Here is a 20,032-nt window from a genome sequence, read left to right as displayed (position 1 = left end):
CGGCGTCCGCCGGGGTCATGAGTCCGGCCTATGATCATTCCTGACATCGCCGGACCGAGAGGAGCCCGCCATGGCCTACGCGCCAACCGACGAGGAGCTGGTCCACCTGCGGCGTGCCGTCGCGCTGGCCGCCGAGGCGCTCGCCGACGGGGACGAGCCCTTCGGCACCGTGCTGGTCTCGGCGTCCGGCGAGATCCTGTTCGAGGACCGCAACCGCACCGCCGGCGGCGACCAGACCCGGCACCCGGAGTTCGAGGTCGCGCGCTGGGCCGCCACGAACCTGGCTCCGGACGAGCGCTCCGCCGCGACCGTGTTCACCTCCGGCGAGCACTGCCCGATGTGCTCGGCCGCGCACGGCTGGGTCGGCCTCGGCCGCATCGTCTACGTGCACTCCTCCGCGCAGGTGGGGGCGTGGCGCGCCGCGCTGGGCGTCCCGCCGTCCCCGGTCAACGCGATCCCGATCCAGGACGTGGTGCCGGGGATCCGGGTGGACGGGCCCGTCCCCGCGCTGGAGGCCGAGGTCCACGACCTGCACGTCCGCGCCTGCTCCTGAGTCCCGCCGAACGGGACCGTTCCACGGGGTCCGGCGCGCCGCGGCGGTCGCCGCGCTGTTCGCGCACGGCGACTTCGGTCGTACTTCACCGTCTTCCAGGCAACGCCGGACCTGCCCTTCCAGGCGATCTGCGCCGGCCGCTACGACGACCGCTTCGAGCTGCACGACGGCGAATGGCGCTTCGCCGAACGCCGCATCACCCTGGAGCCGGTCGGCAACGTGGCCCACCACCTGCGCCGTCCCGACATCCTGCGTTGAGCTGCGGTGCGTGTTGTCATGAGCGGCTCATGGCTACGAAGGACTCGTCCAGGGCGTCGATCAGGCGGGTGAAGGTGTCGTCCAGGGACTCCGGGAGGCCGAAGGCCGCGTCCCGCTCCAGCGACGCGAACCCGTGGCAGGCGATCCGCCACATGCGGATCGCGTGGACGAGATCGCCGCCCTCGAGCCGGTAGCCCTTGAACGCGGACGCGATGACGGCGACCGCCCGGTCGGAGACCGCTTCGTGCTCCGCGTCGCCGGGTGCCGGGGCCCGGACGCTCGCGGCGTACCGTCCGGGATGCGCGGCGGCGTAGGCGCGGTAGGCGGCCGACAGCTCCGCGAGCGCCTCCCGCCCGGTGACGCCCGCGGCGGCCGCCGCGAGCCGCGCCGCCATCTCCTCCACGGCCAGCATCGCGATGCCGCGCTTGACCGCGTCCAGGCCGTCGACGTGCTTGTACAGCCCGGGCAGCGACACCCCGCACCGCTTCGCGACGGCCGCGAGGGTCAGCTTTTCGAGGCCCGTCTCGTCGGCGACGTCCGCGGCCACCCGGACGACCCGCTCCGGGGTCAGGCCCGCGCGCGGCATGCCCTACGCGGCCTTGCGGGCGAGGGCGACACCGGTGCCGGTGACGAAGAGGATCAGCAGGGGGAGCGACACGTACGCCAGCGTAGCGACGCCGGTGAGCAGCAGCGCGTACCCGATGCCGGAGCCGGCGATGGCGACGGCCAGCGTGAATCCGACGTAGCGGAGCCAGCGCGGAAGGGTTCCCGACAGGGCGCCCGCGGCCCCGACGGCCGCGAGGAAGAACATCTTGACGCCGTCCGCGCGGTTGAGCGCCTCCAGCAGCGCGTGCGCGGTGCCCGGCGCCGACGTGGCGACCAGCACCAGCCCGATCGCGAACTGGGCCAGCGAGATGACCGCCGCCACCAGCCCGGCGCCCGCCGCGATCCGTCCGGCCCGCGACCAGCGCGCCGCCCGTCCGAGCGCGAGCGGGACGAGCGCGAGCGCGGCCGCGGGCAGCCCCTCGGTGAGCAGGAACTGCACGGTCAGCGCGCCCCCGTGCCCCGCGTAGTCCCGGACGATCTCGCTCCCGCTCGCGCCGAACCCGGCCGCGGGCACCGGAACCGAGAGCCCGGCGGCCCACGAGAGCGCGAACCCGATCCCGGCCACGGCCGGAACGCTCAGCAGCCCCTTGCGCGGCGCGGCGGCGATGCTCACCATGTCACCCTCCCATGTTGGTTAATGCAATTAACTTTAAGTTAATCACATTAGCCTCGGAGCGCAAGCCCCCGAGCCGAATAAGAAGGGGTGCCGGTCACCAGGGGTAGGTGCCTCCGTTCTCGTTGAGGAAGGCGCCGGTTTCGGGCCGTTCCAGCTGGCGGGCGATGTGGGCTCCGCCCTCGTCCGCGGTCAGGACACCGGTATGTCCGTTGAGGTCTGTGGCGCAGAACCCCGGCGAGAGCGCGTTGACCCTGATGCCCTCGCCGCGCAGCGCGTTGGCGTAGATGAGCGTGACCGCGTTCAGGGCCGCCTTGGACGAGTTGTAGCCGAGCAGGTTCGCGTAGCGCGCCAGCTCCTCGTCCGGCTTCTCGAGGAACGCGAACGTGCCGAGCCCGCTGGAGACGTTGCCGATGAAGGCGGCCGGCGACCTGCGCAGCAGCGGCAGCATGGCGTTGGTCACCGCGACAACGCCGAGCACGTTGGTCTCGTAGACCTCGCGCAGGTCGGCGACCGGCATCTCCGCCGGCGGGCGCGACCGGTCGCGGGTGATGGCGGCGTTGTTGACGAGGACGTCCAGCCGGCCGTGGTCGGTGTCGATCAGCGCGGCGGCGGCCGCGATCGTCGCGGGGTCGGTCACGTCGAGATGCACGAAGCGCGCGTCCAGCCCTTCGCCCGCCAGCGCCGCGGCGGCCGCCTCGCCGCGTCCGGGGTCGCGGGCCCCGAGCAGGACGGTGTGGCCCGACCGCGCCAGCGCGCCCGCCGTCGCGAAGCCGATGCCCTTGTTGGCGCCCGTGATCAGAACGATCTTCTCTGTCGTCATGGGACCCACCGTGGCCGCGGGCCGCCCGGTCCGGGAGAGGACCGTTGAGACTGGTACCGGCGGTCCCATGGTCGCCGTGCGCCGGGACGGCCACACTTGAGAGGTGGAGCACGGAGACCGGGCGGAGCTGGCCGCCTTCCTGCGGCGGTGGCGCGCACGGGTGCAGCCGTCCGACGTCGGGCTGAACCCGGGGCGCCGGCGCACGCCCGGGCTGCGGCGGCAGGAGGTCGCGCAGCTGGCGGGGATCTCGGTGGACTACTACGTCCGGCTCGAACAGGCCCGCGGCCCGCGGCCGTCGCGGCAGGTGCTCGTCTCGCTCGGGCGGGCGCTGCGGTTGTCCGATGCCGAACGGTCCCATCTGCACTATCTGGCGGGCGAGGTGCCCGCGCCGCCGCCGACGCCGGTCCGGAAGGTGCGGCCGAGCGTCCTCCGCCTCCTGGAGGGGCTCGACGACACGCCCGCGCTGGTGTGCGACGCCAAGTTCGACGTCCTGGCGTGGAACCCGATGGCGTGCGCGCTTCTCGGTGATTTCGCCGCCGTGCCGGAGCGCGAGCGCAACATCGTGTGGCGGTTCTTCGCCCGGCCGCAGGCGCGCAGGCGGGTGGACGCGGCCGACGCGCCCCGGTTCGCGCGCGAGGCGGTGGCCGACCTGCGGGCGGTCGCCGCCCGGTATCCGCGCGACCACGGCGTCCACGACCTGGTCGAGCGGCTCCTGGCCGCGAGCGCGGAGTTCCGGAGCCTGTGGGAGCGGCAGGACGTCCAGGTCGAGCGGTCGGTCCGCAAGCGCATCCACCACCCGGTGGCCGGCCTGCTCGATCTGGAGTGCGAGGCGTTGCACGATCCGGACCGCGACCAGTGGACGGTCTTCTACACCGCGCCGCCGGGGTCGGCGTCCCGCGACGCGCTGCTGTCGCTCAGGGCGGCGGCCCCGCCCCGGACGAGCCGGGACGGGGACCGCTGGATCAGCGGAGGGTGAGCGTGGACAGGCGGGCCTCGCCGGTGAAGACGAGGTAGAGGTCGTGGCGGCCGGTCGCGTGGAGGGCGGCCGTCACGTCCTTGTAGGTGTACTTGTCGCCGGTGGACGGGACGGTCAGCGTCGCGGCCAGGGGGCCGGTCGGGCTGTCGAGGCGGACCTGAACGGTGGTGTTCCCGGCGGTCTCCTTGGCCGCGCGGAGGGTGAGGGTGCCGTTCTTCAGGGCGGAGTCCTTGAAGGCGAGCCAGGAGCCTTCGGCGCCGGCGACCGCGTCGCCCTTCGCCTTGGACTCGTCGACGAGCTGGACGGCGTTCTGGTCGTCGAAGTCGGCGGCGCGGGTGGGCTGCGTGAGGTCGCGGGCCGGGACGCGCTCCCCGTGCACGCCGACCGTGGCGCGCTGCCGGATGTCGGTGGACGAGGAGCCGATCAGGACGTCCTGCTTGGCGGTCTCCAGCGTCCACTTGTTGCGGGTGACGTCCCAGGTCGCCAGGTCGGACGCCTTAACGCGGAGCGTGACGGAGGCGGTCCGGCCGGGGGCGAGGTGCACCTTCTGGAAGGCGCGCAGCTGCTCGACGGGCTGCTTCACGCGGGACGTCCGCTGGTGCGTGTAGAGCTGGACGACCTCGTCGGCCGCCCGCGTCCCGGTGTTGGTGACCGGGACGGTGACGGTCAGCGTCTTGCCGCCGGACAGCGAGTGGCTGCTGAGCTTCGGCTTGCCGTACCGGAACGTCGTGTAGGTGAGGCCGTAGCCGAAGGGGTAGAGCGGCTTGCCCTTGTAGTACAGGTAGGTGCGGTCCGACTTGATGATGTCGTAGTCGAGGATGCTGGGCAGATCGCTTTCGGAGCGGTACCACGTCTGCGGGAGCTTGCCCGACGGGCTCTCGTCGCCGAACAGGACGGACGCGAGGGCGCTGCCGGTCTCGGCGCCGGCGTGGCTCGTCCACAGGATCGCCGGGACGTTCGCCTGCTCCCAGGTGAGGGTCGTCGGGTAGCTGTTCTCCACGACGACGACCGTGTTCGGGTTGGCCTTGCGGACGGCCTTGATGAGCTCTTCCTGGCCCTCGGCGAGCGCCATCGTCGTGCGGTCGTGGTCCTCGCGGCCGTTGATGAACGGCATGCTGCCGACCACGACGACGGCGGTGTCCGCGCTGGTGGCGGCCTTGACGGCGGCGTCGACGCCGCTGCTGACGACGTCCTTGGCGAAGGCGCTGGCGTCGTCCTTGGTGGTGAGGACGAGCGTGCCGTCGTCCTGGACCTTCACGTAGATCTTGGTCGGGTCGGCCCAGTCGTAGGCCTTCTCGTAGCCGGCGTAGCGCATGAGGTACGAGCCGTCGCCCTGCTTCTCCAGCTTGAACATCTGCTGGACGAACCAGCCGTTCGGCTGGTCCTGGTCGTTGGCGAAGGTGTTGCCGGAGTGGATGCCGACGGTCTTGCCGTTGGCGGCGCTGCGCAGGGTGACGATGCCCTGGCCCCAGTCGAACACGTCGAACTGGGTGGACGCGTCGGCGCTGGTCGGCCCCGTCTTCAGAACGGCTCCGGCGGCGGTGGTGCCGCCCGCCACGTACTTGCCGGTCTTGACGTCCTTGAGGGCGATGCGGTCGACGCCCTCGCTGGACGCGACGTTGCCGGCGCCGGCCTTGGCCTTGATGCCGTCCAGCGGCGTGACCTTGTACGGCAGCGAGCCGGAGTACCAGTCGGTGTAGAGGGTGTTGGAGAGGGGGCCGACGACGGCGACCTTCTTGCCGGACGACAGCGGCAGCGCCTTGTTCTGGTTCTTCAGCAGCACCATCTGCTCGGTCGCGGCCTTGCGTTCGAGGGCGCGGTGGGCGGGGCTGCCGACGACGTCCTTGGTGATCTTCCCGTACTTGCCGCCGCCCGGGTCGAACTCGCCGAGTCGCACCCGGACACTGAGGATGTCGCCGACCGCGCGATCGAGGTCGGCCTCGCTGAGCAGGCCCTTCGACAGGGCCGTCTTGACCGCGTTGACGGTGATGGACGAGTTGGTGTCGTCGGTGGTGAAGCTGTCGACACCGGCCTTGATGGTGGCGGCGTCGCCGGTGGCCAGGTCCGGGTAGTACTGCTCGGACCCGACGAGGTTGTTGGGCGCGCCCGCGTCGGTGACGTTCAGCAGCGTCCTGGCGCTCCACTTCCGGGCGTCGTTGACCAGCGGCGATGCCGTCGCCGGGCGTCCGTTGACCAGGTTGTAGGAGGTCATCAGGCCGGTAGCGGCGTCCTGCGTCAGCGGCAGCTTGAACGGCACCTCGTCGTACTCCTTGAGCACGCGGGGCCGCACGCTGGAGGACGTCTGGTCGCGGCGGATCTCGTTGTTGTAGGCGAGGTAGTGCTTGAGGACGGGCGCCGCCTTGAGGTGGTCCGGGTCGTCGCCCTGCATGCCCTTGCCGTAGGCGGTGGCGAGCAGGCCGGTGAGCAGCGGGTCCTCGGAGTAGCCCTCCTCGTTGCGTCCCCAGCGCGGGTCGCGGAGCAGGTTGACGACGGGCGCCCACAACTGCAGGCCCCACACGTCGGGGTCGATGCTGTTGTAGCCGCGGGCCTCGTCGCCGACCGCCGACCCGATCTGCTTCATCAGCGCCGGGTCCCAGGTGGCGCCCAAGCCGACCGACTGCGGGAACACGGTGCCCTTGGCGGTCCGGACGGCGCCGGAGGCGTTGATGTCGGTGGACCAGGCGACGCCGTGCAGCGCCTCGGTGCCGGTCTTGAACCGCTTGATCCCGAGGCGCGGGATCGCGGGCTCGTACTGGTGCAGGAGCGAGACCTTCTCGTCGGTCGTGAGCCGTCCCAGCAGGTCCTTGACGCGGGCGTCGACCGGCAGGTGCGGGTCGCGGAACGGATAGGTCTCGACGGCCGAGGCCGGGACGGCCGCCAGGGCGACCGGGGCCGCGAGCACGGCGGCCACGGCCAGGGACACGGCCCGGCGGCGCCGGGCGGGGAAACGGGGGGTGGGGCGGGTGGTGTGCACCGGTTTCTCCTCTTGGACTGGTCCCCCGAGCAACGGTGTCGAAGCGCTTCGACAGTCGGGCCGCGCGGGCCCGGGCGCATGCCTCCTTCGGATTCGGCGGGATGTGGGAGCGGGATGTGGGCGGGCGGGCGGGTCGTCAGCGCGGCGCCGGAGCGGTGCTCGCGCGCGGGGTCAGGGTCGGCGGCAGCAGCGTCGCGGCCGGGACGCTCTCGCCGTCGAGCTTGTCCATCAGCAGCTCGACGGCGCGCCCGCCGACCTCCTGGGCCGGGATCGCGACGCACGACAGCGGCGGCTCGGCGTGCTCGGCCATCTCGTCCGGGCAGATCGCCACGACCGACACGTCCTGCGGGACGGCGCGGCCGTTCGCGCGCAGCGCCCGCACGACCGTGTCCACGACCGGCTCGTTGTGGACGAGGATCCCGGTCAGCCCGGGACGCTCGGCGAGCAGCCGGGCGACCAGCGCGCGGGCGGCCTCCGGGGTCGCCTCGCACGGGTGGACGCCGCCGGTCAGGCCGTGCTCGCGGACGGCCGCGCCGAACCCGTCGGCGACCCGCTGCGCGAACCCGGTCTGCCGGGCGTACACCTCGGGCGGCGAGCCGATCAGCGCGACCTCGCGGTGCCCGAGCCCGGCCAGATGCTCCACGCAGACCGCGCCGGCCGCGTGGAAGTCCAGGTCGATGCAGGTCAGGTCGTCGGCGTCGGCGGGGAACCCGATGAGCACGCTGGGCCGGTCGAGGGAGCGCAGCAGCGGCAGCCGGGGGTCCTTCATCTGCACGTCCATGACGATGAGGGCGTCCACGAGCGCGCTGTCGGCGACGCGGCGCAGACCGTCCTCGCCCTCCTCCTGGGTCAGCAGGAGGACGTCGTGGTCGTGCCCGCGGGCGGCGGTCACCACCGACATCGCGAACTGCATGACGACGGGCACCGCGATGCCCGAGCGCAGCGGGATCATCAGCGCGAGCACGTTGGAGCGGCTGCTGGCCAGGGCGCGGGCGCCGGCGTGCGGGCGGTAGCCGAGCTCGCGGATGCTGTCGCGGACGCGCCGCCGGGTCTCCTCGGAGATCGTCCGCTTGCCGCTCAGCACGTAGGACACCGTGCTCGGCGACACCCCGGCGTGCCGCGCCACATCAGTGATCTTGACCACGGACCGTCCCGTCGTCGAGCGGTTCATTTGTCGTCCGATGCTAGCGATGCGGCGATCGCGTCGCGGTACCAGAAAGCACTGTCCTTCCAGGTCCGTTCGCCCGTGCGGTAATCGACGTGGATCAGCCCGAAACGCCGGTCGTATCCGTAGGCCCATTCGAAGTTGTCGAGCAGCGACCAGGCGACGTATCCGCGCAGGTCGACGCCCGCCGCGCAGGCGCGCTCGGCGGCCGCGATGTGGTCGCGCAGGTAGGCGATGCGGCGGTCGTCGCGCACCCGGCCGCCGGTCACCTCGTCGTCGAACGCCGCGCCGTTCTCGGTGATCATCAGCGGGGTGCCGGGGTACTCGCGGTGCAGCCGCAGCAGCAGCTCCTCCAGGCCGGACGGGTCGATCGGCCAGCCCATCGCCGTGTACGGGCCCGGCTGCTTCACGAACTCCAGGCCCTCGCAGCCGACGAACGGGGTGGCGGCGCCGCGCTTGTGGCCGTCGTCGTCCTCGCGCGGCGACGTCCCGTCCCACACGCGGACGAGCGTCGGCGAGTAGTAGTTGACGCCGAGGACGTCGATCGGCGCGGCGATGACGCCGGCGTCGCCGTCGCGGACGAACGCCCAGTCGGTGATCTCCGCGGTGTCGGCGAGCAGGTCGGCGGGGTAGCCGCGGCCGAGCACCGGGTCGAGGAAGATCCGGTTGGCGACGGCGTCGGCCCGCCGGACGGCCTCGGCGTCCCCGCGCAGGTGGTGCAGGTTCAGGGTGACCGAGTGCCGCGCGTTCGGCGCCACGACGCCGCGCAGCGCCCGCACCGCCAGGCCGTGCGCGAGGTTGAGGTGGTGGGCGGCGGCGAGCGCGTCCGCCGGGTCGGTGCGTCCCGGCGCGTGGACGCCCGCCGCGTAGCCGAGGAACGCCGAGCACCACGGCTCGTTCAGGGTCGTCCAGGTGTCGACGCGGTCGCCGAGCACCCGGCCGATGCGCTCGGCGTAGTCGGCGAAACGGCGCGCGGTGTCGCGCACCGGCCAGCCGCCCGCGTTCTCCAGCTCCTGCGGAAGGTCCCAGTGGTAAAGGGTGGCGACGGGCGCGATTCCGTTCTCGAGCAGCGCGTCGACGAGCCGCGAGTAGAAGTCGAAGCCCTTCTGGTTGGGCTTTCCCTCCGGCAGGACGCGCGACCAGGAGATGGAGAACCGGTAGGCGCCGATCCCCAGCCGCGCCATCGACGCGACGTCCTCCGGCCAGCGGTGGTAATGGTCGGTGGCGACGTCACCGGTGTCGCCGTTCAGCACTTTTCCCGGCGTGTGGCTGAAGGTGTCCCAGATGGACGGCGTGCGGCCGTCCTCGGCGGCGGCCCCCTCGATCTGGTAGGACGCCGTCGCCGCTCCCCACAGGAATCCCTCGGGGAATCCCATCAGTTCTCCTCTTCCAGAGTGATGACGAGTTCGTCACCGGCCGCCTTGACCAGAACCCCGTGCGGATGACGCGACGCGTCGCCGTTCTCGACCGCGGACACCCGCGCGTTGACCAGCAGAACGTTCCAAGAGCCTTCGCCCGTCACGCGGACCGTCGCGCCATTCCGGGTGGTGGTGAACACGGCGTCCTCCACCTGGGTGACGGCGTGCATTCCGTCGGACGGCTCGTACACGCGCAGCGTGACGCCGTCGGCGTGGTCGTAGTCGGGACGGTCGTCGACCGCGCCCTCCGGAATGACCGAGCCGGGGCGGGCCAGCAGCGGCACGCTGCCGAACCCGTGCCGTTCCTTCACCCACCGGCCGCCGTGCACCCGTTCGCCGGTCAGGTAATGGGTCCACACGCCGTCCGGGACGTAATAGGAGACGTCGCCGTCGGACGAGAAGACGGGCGCCACCAGCAGATCGTCACCGAGCATGTACTGCCGTTCGAGGTGCGTGCAGGCCGGATCGTCCGGGAACTGCAGGACCATCGCCCGCATCATCGGCACACCTTCGCCGTACGCCTGCCGCGCCGCCCCGGAAAGGTAGGGCATCAGCCGCATCTTCAGCTTGGTGAAGTCGCGGAGGACGTCCACCGACTCCTCGTCGAACAGCCACGGCACCCGGTAGGAATGGCTTCCGTGCAGCCGGCTGTGCGACGACAGCATGCCGAACGCGATCCACCGCTTGAACAGCGCGGGATCGGGCGTCCCCTCGAAGCCGCCGATGTCGTGGCTCCAGTAGCCGAACCCCGACATGCCGAGGGAAAGGCCCCCGCGAAGGCTCTCCCCCATGGCCTCGAACGTCGACTCGCAGTCGCCGCCCCAATGCACCGGGAAACGCTGCCCGCCAGTCGTTGCCGACCGCGCGAACACCACCGCCTCCCCTTCGCCGCGCTTCTTGCGCAGCAGTTCGAAGACGGTCTGGTTATAGAGGTAGGTGTAGTAGTTGTGCGCCCGCTCGGGGTCGGACCCGTCGTGGTAGACGACGTCGGTCGGGATGCGCTCGCCGAAGTCGGTCTTGAAGCAGTCGACGCCCATGTCGAGCAGCGCCTCCAGCTTCGCCGAGTACCATTCCCGCGCCTCGGGATTGGTGAAGTCGACCACCGCCAGGCCGGGCTGCCACTTGTCCCACTGCCACACGTCCCCGTCCGGCCGCGTCAGCAGGTAGCCGCGCGCCCGGCCCTCCTCGAACAGCGGCGACCGCTGCCCGATGTAGGGGTTGATCCAAAGGCAGATCCGCAGCCCGCGCTCCTTGAGCCGGCGCAGCATCCCGGCCGGGTCCGGGAACACCCGCGGGTCCCATTCGAAGTCGCACCACTGGAACTCGCGCATCCAGAAGCAGTCGAAATGGAACACGCTGAGCGGCAGGTCCCGCTCCGCCATCCCGTCGATGAACGAGGAGACGGTCGCCTCGTCGTAGTCGGTGGTGAACGAGGTGGACAGCCACAGCCCGAACGACCAGTCCGGCAGCCGCGCGGGCCGCCCGGTCAGCGCCGTGTACTTGCGCAGGATCTCCCGCGGCGACGGCCCGTAGATGACGAAGTACCGCATCGACTGGCCCTCGACGCTGAACTGCGTCCGTGCGACGGCCTCGGAGGCGACCTCGAACGAGACGTGCCCGGGATGGTCGACGAAGACCCCGTATCCCGCGTTCGTCATGAAGAACGGCACGTTCTTGTACGCCTGCTCGCTGGCGGTGCCGCCGTCTGCGTTCCAGATGTCGACCGACTGGCCGTTCCTCACCAGCGGCCCGAACCGCTCACCGAGCCCGTACACGAAATGGTCGACGCCGAGATCGAGCTGCTCGCGCACGTAATGCTTGCCGTCGTCGGTGTCGATGACGGCGGTCGCCTTGGGCGCGGTCCCGGTCAGGCGACGTCCGTCTGCGAGGAAGTCGACGCCCCATTCTCCGCCGCGCCTCACCCGCACGGTCAGCGCACCGGACGTCAGCGAGGCCGCCTCGTCGTCCACGTGCACGTCACCGGTGGGATCGGCGGCCAGTTCGAATTCCGGCCCGCGCCGCTTCGCGCCCGCGAAATGGGTGATCGTGACCCCGATGACGTCCGGCATGGGCGACGCGCAGTCGATCGTCACCACCGGGCCCCTGAGAAGGTCGCCCCGGTGCCGGATCCGCTGGACGGGCGCCTGCACCGAGAACGCGCCGGCCCCTTCCGCGACGTCGAGGACCTCCACCGGATGAACGGCGTGCACACCCTCCCGCATCATCCAGTAGCCGTCACTGAACTTCATTACTTGATTGCCCCCGCAGTCAGTCCGCGCGACAGGGTGCGCTGGAAGATGAGGAAGAACACGACGGTCGGGAGGAGGCCGAGGAGCGCGGCGGCGCTGGACATGGTGGCGTCCATGAGGCGCTGCCCCTGCAGCACGCCGAGCGCGACGGAGACCGTCTGGTTCTCGTTGGAGATGAGGAAGACCATGGGGATGAGGAACTCGTTCCACGTCCACACGAAGAAGAAGACGAGCAGCACGCTCAGCGTCGGCCGCACGACCGGGACGACCACCCGCCACAGGATCTGCCAGCGGTTCGCGCCGTCGATGCGGGCCGCCTCCAGCAGCGGGCGCGGGAACGCCGACATCACCGACGACAGCAGGTAGGTGCCGAAGGCGCTCTGCACCACCGTGAACACGATGATCACGCTGAGCCGGGTGTCGTAGATCCCGATCTGCTTGGCCATGTAGTACAGCGGGTAGACCAGCGCCTCCTGCGGCAGCGTGTTGGCGAGCAGCAGCAGCGCGAGCAGCCAGATCCGGCCCTTGATGCGGCCGATGCCGAGCGCGTAGGCGTTGAACACCGACAGCAGCACCGCCAGCACCGCGACCGAACCGCTGATCAGCACGCTGTTCCACAGGACGTGCCCGAAGTCGACCCGCTCCCAGAAGTCGCGGATCGCGTCGAGGTCGAACCCGGACGGCGGCGAGAGCGGCCCCTTGGAGGTGTACTCCCGCGGCGTCTTCAGCGCGTTGAACACCACGACCAGGAACGGGATCAGCATGATCCCGGCCAGCGCGACCAGCGCCACCAGCACCGCGTAGGCGGACGGGCCGCGGCGCCGCCGCCGGCGCGGAGCCTCCCGCCGGTCCCTCGCCGCCGGGGCGCCGGGCTTGGTCATCGTCACGGTCATCGCTCCTCCCCCAGGTCCCGTCCCTGCAGCCGCAGGAAGACGACGGTCAGCGCGATGATGACCAGCGTCAGGACGGTCGCGATCGCCGATCCGTAGCCGACGTCGGACTTCTCGAAGAAGTTGACGTAGGAGTAGTACGACGGGACGTTCGTGGCGCCGCCCGGCCCGCCCTTCGTCAGCACGAAGATCTGCGGGAACGCCTTGAGCGCCGCGATCGTCGTCCACAGCAGCACGACGAAGATCTCCGGGCGGATCTGCGGGATCGTGATGTGCCAGAACCGCCGCGCCCAGGTCGCGCCGTCCAGCTCCGCCGCCTCGTACAGCGCCGGGTCGACGCGCTGGAGGCCGGACATGAACACCACCAGCGGGAACCCGATCTGCATCCAGACCATGACGCCGAGGACGCTCCACAGCGCGGTGTCCGGGTCGCCGAGCCAGTCGTGCGCGAGCGAGCCGAGCCCGACGTCGTCCAGCAGCGTGTTCACCGCGCCGTTGTCGGGCGACAGCAGCCAGCTCCACACCACGCCGCCGATGACGATCGGCAGCACCTGCGGCAGGTACAGGCAGGCGCGCAGGACCGCGGCGGTGCGCGGCCCGAAGTGCCGGTGGATCAGGTCGGTGAGGGCGGAGGCCAGCACCAGCCCGATCGCGGTCGGGACGATCGCCATCCCGACGATGACCAGGACGTTGTGCCGGAACGAGGCCCAGAACTCGCCGTCCCTCACCAGCTCCCGGTAGTTGTCCAGGCCGGTGAAGGACGGGCTGCCGACGCCGGACCACTGGGTGAAGCTCGTGCCGATGTTCATCAGGAACGGGACGCCGATGACGGCGGTGAACAGCAGCAGCCCGGGCAGCAGGTACGGCAGGTAGCCGAGCTGCTCGCGCGCCCGCGCCCGTCCCCCCGGGCGGGGAGCGGCGCCGGTGGCGGCGCCGCGTCCCCTCCGGACCCGGTCGTGCGTCGTCACTTCGGCAGGCCGTCTTCGTAGGTCTTCTGCAGCGCGCTCATCGCCTCGCCGGGCGCGGTCCCGTTCATGATCTTCTGGGTCTGCGCGACCCAGGCGTCATAGAAGCCGGAGACCGGCCAGTCCGGGTAGTAGGCGAGCTGGTTGCTCTGCGCCAGCGCGGTGAAGTCGTCGGTGAGCTTCTTGACCTTCGGGTCGGTGATCGCCGAGGAGTCGGCCGCGACGGGGATGCCGCCGAGGTTGCCGAGCATGTTCTGCACCTTCTTCTTCATCGTGATGTCGATGAAGTCGTAGGCGAGGTCCTTGTTCTTGGAGCCCTTGGGGACGACCCACAGGTTGCCGCTGGAGCCGAGGGTCATCTTGGCGCCCGGCCAGACCGCGGTCTCCCAGTCGAACTTGGCCTCCTTGGCGACCCGGCCGAACCACCAGCTGCCGGAGAACATCATCGGGAACTTGCCGCCCATGAAGGCGACGCCCGCGTCCTCGGCCTTCTTGCTGACCGAGTCCTTGGCGATGTAGCCCTTCTTCACCCAGTCGGCGAAGGTGGTGGCGCCGTAGCTCCAGGCCGCGTCGTTGAAGTTCGGCTTGGCGGTGTAGCGCTGGTAGGCGTCCACCCAGGAGCGGTCGGGCGCCTTGTCGAGGGCGAGCTGGTAGACGAACTGCTGCGCCATGTACTCGGCGCCGGCGTTGGTCAGCGGCGTGACGCCCTTGGCGACGAACTTGTCCATCGCGGCGGTGAGCTCGGCGAACGTCGTCGGGATCTGGACGCCGTTCTTCTTGAACAGGTCCTTGTTGTAGTAGACCTGCAGGTACTCGCCGTAGTTGGGGACGCCGTACCATTTGTCGCCGCCCATGGTGCCCTTGGCGTCGTACTTGGCGGTGACCTGGACGCCGGGGCTGACCAGCTTGTCCCAGCCGCGCTTGGTGACCTCGGGGGTGAGGTCCTGGAGGAGGCCCTGCTTGGAGAGCGTGCCGGCGGTCGCGTTGCCCTTGTTGTACTCCATGACGTCGGGGGCGTCCTTGGAGTTGAGGACCATCGGCGCGGTCTTCTGGATCTGCTCGAAGCCCTTCTCCTCGAACTTCACCTTCACGCCGGGGTGGGCGGCCTCGAACTCCTTGACCGCCTCGTTCCACGCCTGGCCCATGGCGCTGTCGGGGGCCTCGTAGTGCCAGAGCTTGAGCACCTTGCCGTCGGAGTCGCCGCCGCCGTCGCCGCCGCAGGCGGACAGCGACAGGGCCGCGGCGGCGAGGGCGGCGAGCAGCGCCGCGCTCCTGCCTGCCTTGAACATGGGGGATCCTTCACGGGGGTGGGACCGGTGAGGTCGTGTCCGTCGCGCATTGTCGAAGCGCTTCGATTGACCGGGATGCTAAGCCCTCGGTGAGCCACCGCACAATAGGACGATCCGGATCGATCACCAAAAATGGCCGATGAGCTGCGGGAACTTTCTGGGAGCGCTCCCATGTGCGGCCCGGGCTACCGGCACTCCACGCCGTTGAGGGTGAACCGGCCGGGGCGCCCGTTGCTCCCGTCCCAGCGCCCGAGGAAGCCGAACTCGACCGTCCCGCGCGGCGGGATCGCCTCGTTCCAGCTCGCCGCGGTGACCGTCACCGACGCGCCGCGCTGCTCCTGCCCGGCGTTCCACACCTGCGTGATCGACTGGCCGTCCGGGAAGTCGAACGCCAGCCGCCAGCCGTCGACCCGAACCTTTCCGAGGTTGGTGATCCGCACCGTGGCCTGGAAGCCCTGCGGCCACGACCCGTCGATCCGGTAGGCCACCGAGCACGCGGTGACCGCCGCAGTCGCGGTGGTCTTGGACGGGGCGGGCGCCTTCGACGGACCGCCGGTCTCCGGCGGGGAGTCCGGGGTGAGCACGCCGATCAGCAGCGCCGCCAGGCCGAGCGCGCCGACCGCCGCGCCCGCGATGACCAGCGGCTTGCGCGACGGCACCGGCCCGCCCGACGGAGGTCCACCCGGCGGCGGCGCGGCCGCAGGCGGCTCGGGCGGCGGAGGCGGGCTCGGCGCGGGCTCGCTCGAGGTGGGCTCGTCGGACGGCTCCGGGAGCGGCTCGTCCAGCACGCGCGTCGGAGGGTGCTCGCCGCCCGCGGCGGCCGCCGCGGCCCCGGCGGGCTGCGGGAACGCGGCGAGCTGGACGCCGCCGGCGCCGGCCAGGATCCGGGCGGCCTCCACCGCGGACGGGCGGGCCTCGGGATCCTCGTCGAGGCAGCGGCGGCAGAGGGCGGCGACCTCGGCGGGGACGTCCGGCGGCGGATCCGCGACCGGCGAGGGCGCGCCCCCGGCGAGCGCCTGGTTGAGGACGACGCCCAGCGAGAAGATGTCCGCCGCGGGCGTCGGCGGCGTCCCGGTGAGCAGCTCGGGGGCGACGTAGGCGGGGGTGCCCATCATGGGCCCGCCGGACCCGTCGGGTTTCGGGGGGCCGGTGAACGCGATGCCGAAGTCGAGGACCTTCACCCCGAGCGGGGTCAGGAACACGTTCGCGGGCTTGACGTCGCGGTGCACGATTCCGGCGGCGTGCGCGGCGGCCAGCGCGTCGGCGATCCGGGCGCAGATCCCGGCCGCCTCCCGCCACGGCAGCGGCCCCCGCGCCAGCCGCGCCGACAGGGTCTCGCCGTCCAGCAGCTCCATCACCACGTACGGGACGCGCCGCCGCCGGCCGAACCGCCCCGTGCGCGGGGTGAGCTCGTCCTCGCCGTAGTCGTAGACGCCGGTGATGCTCGGATGGGCGAGGCCGGCGGCGGCCTTGGCCTCCTGGCGGAGGCGGCGGCTGAACTCCTCCGGCCAGCCGTCCGCCGGCACCTTCACCGCGACGGCGCGGTCCAGGACGAGGTCGGTGGCGCGCCAGACGGTGGCCATCCCGCCGGCGCCCAGCGGCGCCTCCAGCAGGTAGCGCTCCCCGAGCCGGTCACCCGGGGCGACGATCTCGGGCATGGGGGCAGCCTATGCCGACTCAGGGCACGAGGTACCGGGTGTCGCGGACGTCGGTGATCGCCATGTGCCCCGGCGCGTGGCCGATCGCCAGCTTGGGACGGGACGCCATGACCGCGGCCTGCGGCGTCACCCCGCACGCCCAGAACACCGGGATCTCGTCCACCCGGACCTCGACCGGGTCGCCGAAGTCGGGCGCGTCCAGGTCGTCGATGCCGAGCTCCACCGGGTCGCCGACGTGCACGGGCGCGCCGTGCACGGACGGGTACCGCGCGGTGACCCGGACGGCGTCGGCGACCTGCGCGGCGGGGACGGGCCGCATCGAGACCACCAGCGGGCCGCCGAACTCGCCCGCGCGGCGGCACATCCGGTTCGTCCGGTACATCGGGACGTTGGTGTTCTGCTCGATGTGCCGGACGGGGACGCCGGCCTCGCGCAGCGCGTCCTCGAAGGTGAAGCTGCATCCGATGAGGAAGCAGACCAGGTCGTCGCGCCAGTGTGCGGTCACGTCGGACACCTCGGCGACCGGTTCGCCGTGCTCGTAGAGGAGGTAGCCGGGCAGGTCGGTGCGCAGGTCGCCGGCGAACAGCGACGCCGACACCTCGCCCGGTTCGGTGACGTCCAGCACCGGGCACGGCTTGGGGTTGCGCTGCGCGAACAGCAGCAGGTCGTAGGCCTGGTCGCGGGGGACGGCGATGAGGTTCGCCTGCGTCCAGCCCGAGCACCAGCCGGCCGTGGGGACGCGCAGCCCGGCGCGGAACAGCGCCCTGGCCTGGTCCGGGGACAGCGCGCCCGGGTCGATCGGGTTCGTCACGTTCCCTCCTGGGTGGAGTGCGGTCCTGCGAGGGCGGGGGCCGGATGCGGGCGGAACCGCAGCCGCTGCCCGGGGCGCGCCTGCGCGGCGCGCCCGATGTCGGCGGAGACGACCACCGCGATGACCGGGTAGCCGCCGGTCACCGGATGGTCGGCGAGGAACAGCACGGGGAGCCCGGACGGCGGGACCTGCACCGCGCCGGTGACGGTGCCCTCGCTGGGCAGCTCGCCGCGTCCGGCGTGCTCCAGGCGCGGGCCGTCGAGCCGCATGCCGACCCGGTCGATCTCGCTGGTCACCTCGTAGGGCGCGCCGAACAGGGCGTCCAGGGCGCCGGGGACCAGCCAGTCGGCGCGGGGGCCGGGGATCGCGCGCAGCTCGATGCCGGACGCGGGCGGCGGCGCGACCGGCAGCACGTCCAGCAGCGGGTTCGCGCGCGGCGGCGGGCCGACCGGCAGCACGTCGCCGGCCTTGAGCGGCGGCGGGCCGAGCCCGGACAGCGTGTCGGTGGAGCGGGAGCCGAGGACGGGCGGGACCGCGATCCCGCCGCGCACCGCCAGGTAGCTGCGCAGGCCGGCGGCAGGCGTGCCCATCCGCAGTTCGGCGCCGTCGGGCACGTGGAAGACCGAGTAGGGGGCGACGGCCCGGCCGTCGACGGTGAGGGGCGCGGGCGCTCCGGTCAGGGCCGCGAACACTCCCCCGCGGGACCGGACGCGCAGCCCGCCGAAGGTGACCTCGATCGCGGCGGCGCTCTCCGGATTGCCGACCGCGCGGTTCGCGAGCCGGAACGAATCCGGGTCCGCGGCGCCCGCCACCCCCACGCCGAGCGCCGCGTGACCCGGACGTCCCAGATCCTGAACGGTTGCCAGGAGTCCTGATTGCAGAACGTCCAGGCCCCGCTTCATGGTTCCCTCCGGACGAAACGAACTTTCGCCCCGGGTCGGAACAGGGCGGGCGGGTCGCGGTCCAGGTCCCATAGGACGGCCTCCGTTCGCCCTATGAGCCGCCAGCCTCCCGGCGACTCGACCGGGTAGACGCCGCTGAAGCGGCCCGCCAGCCCGACCGCGCCGGCCGGGACCCGGACGCGCGGCGTGCCGCGGCGCGGGACGTCCAGCCGCGGGTCCCCGCCCTCCAGGTAGCCGAAGCCGGGCGCGAACCCGGTGAACGCGACCCGCCACGGCGTGCCGGTGTGCGCGGCGACGACCCCGTCCGGGGTGAGGCCGGTGAGCGCGGCGGCCTCGGCGAGGTCCGGGCCGTCGTAGACGACGGGGACCTCGACGGTCTCCGCGGTCCCGGCCGCCGCGCCGGGCCGCGCGCCGCGCACGGCGGCGGCGACCTCGGCGGGGTCGGCGGACGGGTCGAGCAGCAGGGTCAGGGTGCGGGCCGCCGGGACGACGTCGGCGACGCCGCGCGGCGGGTCCTGCGTGAGCGCCGCGTACAGGCCGAGCATCACCTCCAGGCCGGGCAGTTCGACGAGGACGGCCCGGTCGCCGTCCGGCAGGATCCGCATCCCCTCCCCCATCTCAGTTCCAGAGGTCCTTGATGCCGGTCAGGGAGTTCCATCCGAGGTAGAGCGAGAGCAGCCAGGCCGCCACGCCGAGCGCGAGCAGCCAGGCCGGGTAGCGGTAGCCGCCGAGCAGGTCGCGGCGGCGTGCCGCGACCCACAGCAGCACCGCCAGCCCGAACGGCAGGATCAGCCCGTTGAGGGCGCCGGCGAGGATCAGCAGCTTGGCGGGGGTCGTCCCCATCGCCAGGTAGATCGCGGTGGACACCACGATGAACGCGACGACGAGCCGGTTGCGGTTCCGCTCGATCCAGCCGGAGAACGACACCAGGAACGACACCGAGGTGTAGGACGCGCCGATCACCGAGGTGATCGCGGCCGACCACATGATCAGGCCGAACACCCGCAGGCCGGTCTCCCCGGCGGCGTGCTGGAAGGCCGACGGCGCCGGGTTGTCCTTGGCGAGGGTGACGCCGCCGGCGACGACGCCGAGCACGGCGAGGAACAGCAGCACCCGCATGACGCCGGTGACGATGATGCCGGTGATCGCGCTGCGGTTGATCTCCCGGACGTTGTCCGGCCCGGTGAGCCCGGACTCGATCATGCGGTGCGCGCCCGCGTAGGTGATGTAGCCGCCGACGGTCCCGCCGATCAGCGTCGTGATGACCAGGAAGTCGACCTGCTCGGGCGCGACGGTCTGGCGCAGCGCGTCGCCGAGCGGCGGCCCGGACTTCACCGCGACGTACAGCGTCATGACGATCATGACGGCGCCGAGCACCACCACGATCCGGTCCATCGCGACGCCGGCCCGCCGGATCAGGAAGACCGCGATCGCCACCAGCGCGGACAGCGCGCCGCCGAGCTTGACGTCCAGGCCGAGCAGCGCGTTCAGCCCGAGCGCGCAGCCGGCCACGTTGCCGATGTTGAACACCAGGCCGCCGAAGACGTCCAGGGCGGCCAGCGCGTAGCCGCCGCCGGGCACCACCGAGTTGCCGAGGTCCTGGGCGCGCCGGCCGGAGACGCCGACGATCCGCCACACGTTCAGCTGGATGGCGATGTCCACCAGCACCGAGACCAGGATCGCGAACGCCATCGCGGCACCGAGCTTGGCGGTGAACGAGGTGGTCTGGGTGATGAACCCGGGGCCGATGGCGCTGGTGGCCATCAGGAACATGGCGCCGAGGAGGGCGCCGCGGCGGGACGAGGAGGAGGCGGGCGGGGCCGGGGTCTGGTCGAGGGCGGTTTCCGTCATGGCTGCCCCTTCCGGGGTGTCGGGCTTTCCG

At 72.0% G+C, this 20,032-nt stretch carries 17 protein-coding genes and 1 pseudogene; 3 read left to right on the top strand and 15 right to left on the bottom strand.

Features of this window, described 5'->3' with window-relative positions:
• Positions 1 to 70 precede the first annotated feature (70 nt).
• Together QP089_RS17815 and QP089_RS49030 are read left to right on the top strand one after the other, a co-directional pair.
• Positions 71 to 553 (top strand): nucleoside deaminase, encoded by a 483-nt coding sequence (locus QP089_RS17815; protein ID WP_285912736.1) that lies wholly within the window; start codon positions 71 to 73, stop codon positions 551 to 553.
• An 81-nt stretch (positions 554 to 634) separates the two neighbouring features.
• Positions 635 to 811, top strand: a pseudogene (locus QP089_RS49030) (hypothetical protein); the annotation flags it as partial.
• 16 nt (positions 812 to 827) lie between these two features.
• Here the strand turns inward: QP089_RS49030 and QP089_RS17810 are convergent.
• The 3 genes from QP089_RS17810 to QP089_RS17800 form a co-directional block, all read right to left on the bottom strand.
• Positions 828 to 1,397 (bottom strand): TetR/AcrR family transcriptional regulator, encoded by a 570-nt coding sequence (locus QP089_RS17810; RefSeq protein WP_285912735.1) that lies wholly within the window; start codon positions 1,395 to 1,397, stop codon positions 828 to 830.
• Positions 1,398 to 1,400: 3 nt separating this feature from the next.
• Positions 1,401 to 2,033 carry a hypothetical protein gene (locus QP089_RS17805; RefSeq protein WP_285912734.1) on the bottom strand — a complete coding sequence of 211 codons (633 nt, stop codon included), beginning with the start codon at positions 2,031 to 2,033 and terminating at the stop codon, positions 1,401 to 1,403.
• 94 nt (positions 2,034 to 2,127) lie between these two features.
• On the bottom strand, positions 2,128 to 2,853 hold the full coding sequence (locus QP089_RS17800) for an SDR family NAD(P)-dependent oxidoreductase (protein ID WP_285912733.1): 726 nt from the start codon (positions 2,851 to 2,853) through the stop codon (positions 2,128 to 2,130).
• Between the two features lie 103 nt (positions 2,854 to 2,956).
• On the opposite strand from QP089_RS17800, the gene QP089_RS17795 reads away from it, so the two are divergent.
• Positions 2,957 to 3,829, top strand: coding sequence for a helix-turn-helix transcriptional regulator (locus QP089_RS17795; protein ID WP_285912732.1), 873 nt, complete (start codon positions 2,957 to 2,959; stop codon positions 3,827 to 3,829).
• On the opposite strand, the gene QP089_RS17790 is transcribed toward QP089_RS17795, so the two are convergent.
• The 12 genes from QP089_RS17790 to QP089_RS17735 all read right to left on the bottom strand — a co-directional run bounded on the left by QP089_RS17790 (position 3,816) and on the right by QP089_RS17735 (position 20,001).
• On the bottom strand, positions 3,816 to 6,803 hold the full coding sequence (locus QP089_RS17790) for a glycoside hydrolase family 3 C-terminal domain-containing protein (protein ID WP_285912731.1): 2,988 nt from the start codon (positions 6,801 to 6,803) through the stop codon (positions 3,816 to 3,818). The genes QP089_RS17795 and QP089_RS17790 overlap by 14 nt on opposite strands.
• Before the next feature lie 136 nt (positions 6,804 to 6,939).
• On the bottom strand, positions 6,940 to 7,974 hold the full coding sequence (locus tag QP089_RS17785; RefSeq protein WP_285912730.1) for a LacI family DNA-binding transcriptional regulator: 1,035 nt from the start codon (positions 7,972 to 7,974) through the stop codon (positions 6,940 to 6,942).
• Positions 7,971 to 9,344 carry a GH1 family beta-glucosidase gene (locus QP089_RS17780; RefSeq protein WP_285912729.1) on the bottom strand — a complete coding sequence of 458 codons (1,374 nt, stop codon included), beginning with the start codon at positions 9,342 to 9,344 and terminating at the stop codon, positions 7,971 to 7,973. The genes QP089_RS17785 and QP089_RS17780 overlap by 4 nt, the downstream gene beginning before the upstream one ends.
• Positions 9,344 to 11,635 carry an alpha-xylosidase gene (gene yicI, locus QP089_RS17775; protein WP_285912728.1) on the bottom strand — a complete coding sequence of 764 codons (2,292 nt, stop codon included), beginning with the start codon at positions 11,633 to 11,635 and terminating at the stop codon, positions 9,344 to 9,346. Before yicI ends, QP089_RS17780 begins: the two co-directional genes overlap by 1 nt.
• Entirely contained in the window at positions 11,635 to 12,528 is an 894-nt protein-coding gene (locus tag QP089_RS17770) for a carbohydrate ABC transporter permease (protein WP_285912727.1), read from the bottom strand. The genes yicI and QP089_RS17770 overlap by 1 nt, the downstream gene beginning before the upstream one ends.
• On the bottom strand, positions 12,525 to 13,493 hold the full coding sequence (locus tag QP089_RS17765; protein WP_285912726.1) for a carbohydrate ABC transporter permease: 969 nt from the start codon (positions 13,491 to 13,493) through the stop codon (positions 12,525 to 12,527). The genes QP089_RS17770 and QP089_RS17765 overlap by 4 nt, the downstream gene beginning before the upstream one ends.
• Positions 13,490 to 14,779, bottom strand: a complete 1,290-nt coding sequence (locus QP089_RS17760) for an ABC transporter substrate-binding protein (RefSeq protein ID WP_285912725.1) — start codon at positions 14,777 to 14,779, stop codon at positions 13,490 to 13,492. The genes QP089_RS17765 and QP089_RS17760 overlap by 4 nt, the downstream gene beginning before the upstream one ends.
• A gap of 185 nt (positions 14,780 to 14,964) precedes the next feature.
• On the bottom strand, positions 14,965 to 16,437 hold the full coding sequence (locus QP089_RS17755; protein ID WP_285912724.1) for a protein kinase domain-containing protein: 1,473 nt from the start codon (positions 16,435 to 16,437) through the stop codon (positions 14,965 to 14,967).
• 19 nt (positions 16,438 to 16,456) lie between these two features.
• On the bottom strand, positions 16,457 to 17,248 hold the full coding sequence (locus QP089_RS17750; RefSeq protein WP_285912723.1) for a putative hydro-lyase: 792 nt from the start codon (positions 17,246 to 17,248) through the stop codon (positions 16,457 to 16,459).
• Entirely contained in the window at positions 17,245 to 18,150 is a 906-nt protein-coding gene (locus QP089_RS17745; protein WP_285912722.1) for a 5-oxoprolinase subunit C family protein, read from the bottom strand. The genes QP089_RS17750 and QP089_RS17745 overlap by 4 nt, the downstream gene beginning before the upstream one ends.
• On the bottom strand, positions 18,147 to 18,755 hold the full coding sequence (locus tag QP089_RS17740) for a 5-oxoprolinase subunit B family protein (protein ID WP_285912823.1): 609 nt from the start codon (positions 18,753 to 18,755) through the stop codon (positions 18,147 to 18,149). The genes QP089_RS17745 and QP089_RS17740 overlap by 4 nt, the downstream gene beginning before the upstream one ends.
• A gap of 13 nt (positions 18,756 to 18,768) precedes the next feature.
• Positions 18,769 to 20,001, bottom strand: a complete 1,233-nt coding sequence (locus tag QP089_RS17735) for an NRAMP family divalent metal transporter (protein WP_446474048.1) — start codon at positions 19,999 to 20,001, stop codon at positions 18,769 to 18,771.
• Positions 20,002 to 20,032 lie beyond the last annotated feature (31 nt).

Source organism: Actinomadura opuntiae (assembly GCF_030283205.1).
Lineage (GTDB): Bacteria > Actinomycetota > Actinomycetes > Streptosporangiales > Streptosporangiaceae > Spirillospora.
The sequence above is the reverse complement of the archived record's forward strand: the minus strand, read 5'-3'. Positions and strand labels throughout refer to the sequence as shown.